Source organism: Amycolatopsis mediterranei, assembly GCF_026017845.1.
Lineage (GTDB): Bacteria > Actinomycetota > Actinomycetes > Mycobacteriales > Pseudonocardiaceae > Amycolatopsis > Amycolatopsis mediterranei.
Genome location: NZ_CP100416.1, coordinates 8,302,391 through 8,308,627 on the forward strand (window position 1 = coordinate 8,302,391; position 6,237 = coordinate 8,308,627).

A 6,237-nucleotide genomic window follows, 5' to 3' on the forward strand; every position below is an offset into this window, starting at 1 on the left:
CTCGTGTGGGAACGCGGTCAGTCCTCGATGCTGATCGCCAGGGCCGGGCACACCGCCGCCGCCTGGCGAACGTCGCCGGCCAGCCGTGGTGGTGGGTTCTCGTCCAGCAGCACGACGATGCCGTCCTCGTCACGCTGATCGAACACGTCCGGCGCCGCGACCACGCACTGCCCGGCCGCGACGCACTTCTCCTCGTCGACGACGATCTTCATGGCTTTCTCCTGCTCGTTCAAAGAAGGGCGGGTACGTCGTCGATCTCCGCGCGACGCAGGCGGGCCTGCTTCGGCATGTTCCAGCCGAGGACACCGGTGACCGCACCGCCGCTGCGGTACCGCGCGACGAACCGGCGGTCCGCAACGTCGCCCTCGACGACCTCGGCATCGGCGTCGGCGGACAGGAAGCCGTGCACATGGAGCTTCGCGTCGAACTGGTCGGTCCAGAAGTACGGCACCGGCACGTATGGCTCGTCTTCCCCGAGGATCACCCCGGCGACCGCCGCGGCCTGCATCGTGGCGTTCGTCCGGTTCTCCAGGCGGACCAGCCGGCCGAGCCGCTCGTGGTGCCACCGGGCCACGTCCCCGACCGCGTAGATTCCCTCCGCCGCCCGGCAACGGGAGTCGCAGACCACACCGTTGTCGAGGCGCAGGCCGCTGCCCGCCAGCCACTCCGTCGCCGGAGAGGCGCCGATCGCGACCACTACGGCGTCGGCGGGCAGCACCTCGCCGGTACTCAGCCGCACGCCGGTGACGCGCGTTCCCTCTGCCGTCAGCCCCACGACGCCGTCGCCCAGCCGGAGCCGCACCCCGCGTTCTTGGTGCAGGTCCGCCAAGGCCGCCGACACCCGCGTCCCCACCTGCAGCGCCATCGGCGCCCGCTGCGGGCCAGTCATGGTCACATCCAGACCGAGGGTCCGCGCGGTCGCCGTGATCTCGGCGCCGAGCACGCCTTCGCCGACGACCACCACCCGTGCGCCGTCCGAGAGATCCCGCCGCAGCGCCAGCGCGTCGTCGAGCGTGCGCAGCACATGCACGCCGGTGAGGCCCTCCTGGTCCGGTAGAGTTCGCGGCCGCAGTCCTGTCGCGATGACGATCGCGTCGGCCTGCAGCTCACGGCCCGACGCCGTCCACACGGTCTGCGTCACCGGGTCCAAGGCGACCGCCGGGTCACCCAGGACGAAGCCAGCGGCCAGTGCGGACACCGCCTCCGGTGGCCGCAGCGCGGCCCGCGCCGGCTCCCACGCGCCCAAGAGCACCTGCTTGGACAGCGGCGGCCGGTCGTACGGCGCGTGCGGCTCGTCGCCGAGCACCACGACCTCGCCCGCGTACCCCCTGCGCCGCAGTGACTCCACTGTGGACATACCGGACGCGGACGCGCCCACCACCAGCACCCTCGCCGGGCCCGTCATGCGAACACCCGCGAAATCATGACTGACTCCTCCTGCGGCCGACGAACCTGACATGACGAAAAATAGACCACTCGGTCGAACCAATCAAACCAGGTAGCGCCCGCCGTTGGCGCTGAGCGTCTGGCCGGTCACGTACCCGGCCTCCTCGGAGACGAGGTACGCGACCGCGTAGGCGATGTCCTCCGGCCGGCCCGCCCGCTTCATCGGCATCGTGGCCGCGGCCGCCTCGACGTCGATAGGCCCTTCGCGGATCAAAGGCGTGTCGATGAACCCGGGCGGCACGTTGTTCACCGTGATCCCCTTGTCGGCGTACTCCATGGCGAGCGCCTTCGTGAGTCCGATGACGCCGCCCTTGGACGCCGCGTAATGGGCCATCGCGGGCGCCCCGGTCTGCGCGGACGACGAGGAGATGTTGACGATCCGCCCCCAGCCCGTCGCGAGCATGTCGGGCACCAGCTCCCGCGTGACCAGGAACGGACCACGCAGGTTGACCCCGATCAGGCGGTCCCACGATTCCTCGGTGATGGTCGTGAACGGTTCGTAGGCGGTGATTCCGGCGTTGTTGACCAGGATCGAGACGGGCCCGAGCTCGGCGCGAGTCCGGGCCGCCGCCGCGGCCACCGCGGCAGCATCGGCCGCATCGCCCGCCACCGCGATCGCCGTGCCACCCGCCTCGCGGATGCCGGCGACGGTCTTCTCGGCCCCCTCGCCGTCCAGGTCCCAGACCGCGACGGCGGCACCCTGCGCACCGAGCACGGCGGCGATCGCCTCGCCGATCCCGCGGCCGCCGCCGGTGACGACCGCAACCTTTCCTTCGAGTGACATGCTGACTCCCTGTGTCTCGTCGTACGGCCGCCCCGCGACCGGGCGCATCGCCTGGCCGCGCAGCGGCTCGCTATCCGGCCGGAGCCTCGCGGACCGCAGCGCGGGCCGCGACGGTGCGGGGGAACCGGCGTAGCCGCTGGCGTGGTAGATGACCTCGGCCAGCTCGTCTTCGGTCAGCCCGTTCGTCACCGCGATCCGGAAGTGGGTGCGCAGTTCCGGATCGGCGCCGAGCGCGATCAACATGCCGAGCGTGACGAGGCTGCGATTCCCGTGACTGAGCCCTTCGCGAGCCCACAGCCCGGCCCAGACGCTGGGTCAGGCCGATTTCCACGAGGTCCTCGCCGAGGCCGCCGTCCCGCAGGTCGATGTCCCCGTCGGGGAACACGCCGGGCAGCATCCGGCTCATCGTGTCGAGCGCCAGCGTCCGCAGGCTGGGCTCGGTTCCCTCGGCGTCCTCGGTCCTCATGCGTACCTCCTGGTACGTCCGGTCGCGCACTGGTCGTATGCAAAATTAGAACAGTCGGTCGAAACAATCAACGCTTCGCCGCAACTTCCCTGAAACCTCCGTTGAACGACAGTCGCCTCCTCATCTACTCACAGAGCTGTATATTCGACCGGCTGACCGAAATAACAGCGACGCGGGAGGGCCGATGAGCGAACCGCCAAACATGGCGGACGCGGCGGGCCGAGTCGATGTTCTGGTCGCGGGAGGCGGTGTCACGGGGATCTATCAGCTGTACCGAGCCCGCGAAGCCAGGTTCTCGGTGAAGCTCCTCGAAGCGGACTACGGCGTGGGCGGCACCCGGTACTGGAACCGCTACCCGGAGGCACGCTTCGATTCGGAGAGCTACACCTACGGCTGCCTGTTCTCCTGAGAGCTGCGGGAAGAGTGGGAGTGGTCGGAGCGCTTCGCCCGACAGCCGGAGATCGAGCGCTACTTCAACCACGTCGTCGACCGGTCCTACCTGCGCCGCGACATCCGCTTCGGCGCCAAGATGGTCTCCGCCACCTGGTACGAGACGACCGGGCTCTGGACCGTCCGGACGGCCGACGGCACCGAGGTGCGGGCGCGGTTCCCCGTCGCAGCGACCGGCATCCTCTCGGTGCCGCACATCCCGGATATCCCCGGGCGTGCGGGCTTCCGCGGCGATCAGCACCACACCGGCCTCTGGCCGAAGACACCCGTCGACTTCGCCGGCAAGCGCGTCGCCCTCATCGGTACCGGTTCCAGTGGCGTCCAGCTCGTCCCCGCCCTCGCCGGCGAGGTGGCCTCGCTGACGGTGCAGCAGCGCACTCCCGACTGGTGCATCCCGCTCAACAACAACGGCCCCCTTTCGGCCGAGGAGCAGGCGCAGCTCAAGGCGGACTACGAGCGGATCCGCGACACCCTCAACCCGTCTCCGAGCGGTTTCCCGCACACGATCAACATGCGCAAGGCCGCCGAAGACTCCGCGCAGGATCGCCCGGAGTTCTACGAGAAGATGCGGAAGGGCCCAGACTTCACGAAGCTGACCGAGAACTGCCTCGACATGCTGACCGACCCGGCCGTGAACGCGGAGTGGTGCGAGTTCACGGTACGGAAGATCCGCGCGATCGTCGCCGATCCCGAGACGGCCGGCAAGCTCATCCCCAACGACCACTACGAGGCCTACAACAACCCCAACGTCTCGCTCGTCTCGCTGCTGGACGACCCGAACGTGCTCATCACCGAAACGGGGATAGAGACGGCCGCGGGAGCTCAGGGCTTCGACATCATCATCTGGGCGACCGGCTACGACTTCGGCACCGGTGCGCTCAACCGGGTGGGCGTCCGTGGCCGGGAAGGGCTCGCACTGGAAGAGCATTGGGCGGACCGCCCGCGGACCTTTTCTCGGAATGGTGACCGCCGGCTTCCCGAACTTCTTCTTCCCCGGCGGCCGCACGGCGCGCTCGGCGACAACCCGCGCTACCCGGGTGACCAGGTGTACTTCGGCGTCGACGCGCTGGTCCACACCCGTGACCACGGGTACGACGTGGTCGAAGTGACCATCAGGCCGAGGAAACGTGGACGGCCATGATGAACGACAACGACACGCGTTCGTCGTTCCTCAAGAGCAGCTATTTCTCCGGGGCCAACATCCCCGGCAAGCCGGTCCAGCAATTGCTCAACCCGACCGGACGCTGGACGCTCCAGAAAATGGTCGTCGAAGTCGCCGAAGACGGCTACGCAGCGTTCCCGTTCACCAGAGTCTCCGAAAGAGCCGCGTGATTCCGCCGGCCGGGTGCGCCCACCGGGCCCATCCGGCCGGCGGCTTCCTACGGTAGGAAAGTCGTCATGCGACGCTGGAACTTCCACACGTTCTTGCGCCGGTGCAGCGTGTCGTCGTAGCGTCCGACGAGCTGGACCGCCCAACCGGCCTCGCCGCGCTGGAAGAAGGCCAGGTTGCTGATCGCCGTGGCTTCGTATGCGGCCCACGACGTGAGCACCGTGTTGGCCACGACGTGCAGCTGCGGCTGCGTCGGGACGAAGGCGGCGTAGCCCTCGCGGATCGCGTCATGCCCTTCGAAGATCCCCATCCCGGCGATTTCGGCGACGCCGTCCGGCCAGAACAGCTCCACGATGTCGTCGGTCCGGCCGGCGTCCAGCGCGTGCGCGTACGCGGCGATGGCCGCCTGTACGCCCGCCGCGACCGACTCTTCGGTGATCGTGCTCATCTCGCGTCTCCTAGGCCTGGTAGGTCGTCTTGCGCCGCCGCAACCGCCATTCGCCACCGTGCCGCCGCAGCGTGTCGTCGTAGCGCCCCACGACCTGGACGGCCCAACCGGACTCACCGCGCAGGAGTAACGCCACGTCGCTCACCGCCGTCGCCTCTTCGTCGGTCCACGAGGTGAGCACCGTGTTGGTCACGAGGTGCAGCTGCGGTTGCGTCGGCGCCCAGCCCTTGAACGCTTCACGGAGCGCGTCATGACCTTCGATCGGATCCACGCCGGGCAGTTCGAGCACTCCGTCCGGCACGTAAAGGGCGACGACGTCATCGGTGCGTCCGGCGTCCTGCGCCTGGGTGTGCGCTCCGAGCACGGCGCGCACGCCCACCGCGACCCACGCCTGTGTGGCTTCGCTCATGGTCTCTCCGTAGTCGAAGGGGTCTGCGCTCGGCGTCGCCCCATCCCATTCATTATTTAGACCGATCAGTCGAATATTGAGAACCTCAGGTTAAGCGACGGGAACGCTCACGGGCAACCCATCGTTCAGTGTTTCGTTGACCCGATCAGTACCCAGTTCGTAGCATGCCGAGGCAGCCGTCATCGAGGACCGCCTGCCAGGGAGGAGTAACCGCCGCTTCCTACTGGCCGATCCCCCTCCGGCTGCCAGGTGTCCCGGGCAGTCCGCTGACCCCGGTCGCCACCGTCTGACCAGCTCTTCCTCGTCCGTCCACTCAGGAGGTTCCGTGGCCCTGTCCACCCTCGACCCGAAGACCGCGCTCATCGTCATCGACCTGCAAAAGGCCATCGCCGCACTGCCGGCGGCGCACCCGATCGCCGAGGTCGCGGCCAACGCGGCTCGCCTGGCCAACGCGTTCCGTGCGCGCGGCCTGCCCGTTGTCCTCGTCCGGGCCACCGGCATCGCGCCCGGCCGCACGGAACGGTCGTTCAGCAGGCCGGGAGCGCCCCTGCCGCCCGCCGACGCTGCGGACCTGCTCCCGGAGCTGAACCAGCAGGACACCGACCACGAGATCCTCAAGCAGACCTGGGGTGCGTTCATGCGCACCGGGCTCGACGAGCTCCTCAGGAGCCTCGGGGTGACCCAGGTTGTCGTGGTCGGCGTCGCGACCAGCTTCGGCGTGGAGTCCACCGCACGGCAGGCGTACGAACACGGTTACCACGTCACGCTCGCGACCGACGCGATGACCGACTTCAGCGCCGAAGCGCACGAGAACAGCGTCGTCCGGGTCTTCCCCGCACTCGGGGAGACCGGCACCACCGACGAGGTGCTGAAGCTGGTCGAGACAATCTGATCGAGCCGCGGG

9 protein-coding genes are annotated in these 6,237 nt (G+C 68.9%); 4 read left to right on the plus strand and 5 right to left on the minus strand.

Annotated features, from left to right (window positions below):
• Positions 1–17 precede the first annotated feature (17 nt).
• From ISP_RS37305 to fabG, 3 genes are all read right to left on the minus strand, one after another.
• Positions 18–212, minus strand: a complete 195-nt coding sequence (locus tag ISP_RS37305) for a ferredoxin (RefSeq protein WP_013228974.1) — start codon at positions 210–212, stop codon at positions 18–20.
• Positions 213–229: 17 nt separating this feature from the next.
• Positions 230–1,405 carry an NAD(P)/FAD-dependent oxidoreductase gene (locus ISP_RS37310; protein ID WP_013228975.1) on the minus strand — a complete coding sequence of 392 codons (1,176 nt, stop codon included), beginning with the start codon at positions 1,403–1,405 and terminating at the stop codon, positions 230–232.
• A gap of 84 nt (positions 1,406–1,489) precedes the next feature.
• Positions 1,490–2,527 (minus strand): 3-oxoacyl-ACP reductase FabG, encoded by a 1,038-nt coding sequence (gene fabG / locus ISP_RS37315; protein ID WP_230468974.1) that lies wholly within the window; start codon positions 2,525–2,527, stop codon positions 1,490–1,492.
• Between the two features lie 353 nt (positions 2,528–2,880).
• Between fabG and ISP_RS37320 the strand changes: the two genes are divergently transcribed.
• The 3 genes from ISP_RS37320 to ISP_RS37330 all read left to right on the plus strand — a co-directional run bounded on the left by ISP_RS37320 (position 2,881) and on the right by ISP_RS37330 (position 4,478).
• Positions 2,881–3,105, plus strand: a complete 225-nt coding sequence (locus ISP_RS37320; protein ID WP_230468520.1) for an NAD(P)-binding protein — start codon at positions 2,881–2,883, stop codon at positions 3,103–3,105.
• 90 nt (positions 3,106–3,195) lie between these two features.
• Positions 3,196–4,287, plus strand: a complete 1,092-nt coding sequence (locus ISP_RS37325; protein ID WP_230468975.1) for a flavin-containing monooxygenase — start codon at positions 3,196–3,198, stop codon at positions 4,285–4,287.
• Complete coding sequence (locus tag ISP_RS37330) at positions 4,284–4,478, plus strand: hypothetical protein (RefSeq protein ID WP_013228979.1); 195 nt, start codon at positions 4,284–4,286, stop codon at positions 4,476–4,478. The genes ISP_RS37325 and ISP_RS37330 overlap by 4 nt, the downstream gene beginning before the upstream one ends.
• Positions 4,479–4,525: 47 nt before the next feature.
• Here the strand turns inward: ISP_RS37330 and ISP_RS37335 are convergent, their stop codons facing one another.
• A complete protein-coding gene (locus ISP_RS37335; protein ID WP_013228980.1) occupies positions 4,526–4,924 on the minus strand; it encodes a nuclear transport factor 2 family protein in 399 nt (132 codons plus the stop codon).
• Positions 4,925–4,934: 10 nt separating this feature from the next.
• Positions 4,935–5,333 carry a YybH family protein gene (locus ISP_RS37340; RefSeq protein WP_013228981.1) on the minus strand — a complete coding sequence of 133 codons (399 nt, stop codon included), beginning with the start codon at positions 5,331–5,333 and terminating at the stop codon, positions 4,935–4,937.
• 325 nt (positions 5,334–5,658) lie between these two features.
• Here ISP_RS37340 and ISP_RS37345 point away from each other — a divergent pair, with 325 nt between their 5' ends.
• On the plus strand, positions 5,659–6,225 hold the full coding sequence (locus ISP_RS37345) for an isochorismatase family protein (RefSeq protein ID WP_265049879.1): 567 nt from the start codon (positions 5,659–5,661) through the stop codon (positions 6,223–6,225).
• Positions 6,226–6,237: the final 12 nt, after the last annotated feature.

Bases quoted from the DNA above. Each gene is read 5' to 3' on its own strand.
- ISP_RS37320 (WP_230468520.1), top strand. From the start codon at position 2,881: ATGAGCGAACCGCCAAACATGGCGGACGCGGCGGGCCGAGTCGATGTT.
- ISP_RS37340 (WP_013228981.1), bottom strand. From the start codon at position 5,333: ATGAGCGAAGCCACACAGGCGTGGGTCGCGGTGGGCGTGCGCGCCGTG.
- ISP_RS37330 (WP_013228979.1), top strand. From the start codon at position 4,284: ATGATGAACGACAACGACACGCGTTCGTCGTTCCTCAAGAGCAGCTAT.
- ISP_RS37335 (WP_013228980.1), bottom strand. From the start codon at position 4,924: ATGAGCACGATCACCGAAGAGTCGGTCGCGGCGGGCGTACAGGCGGCC.
- ISP_RS37310 (WP_013228975.1), bottom strand. From the start codon at position 1,405: ATGACGGGCCCGGCGAGGGTGCTGGTGGTGGGCGCGTCCGCGTCCGGT.
- ISP_RS37305 (WP_013228974.1), bottom strand. From the start codon at position 212: ATGAAGATCGTCGTCGACGAGGAGAAGTGCGTCGCGGCCGGGCAGTGC.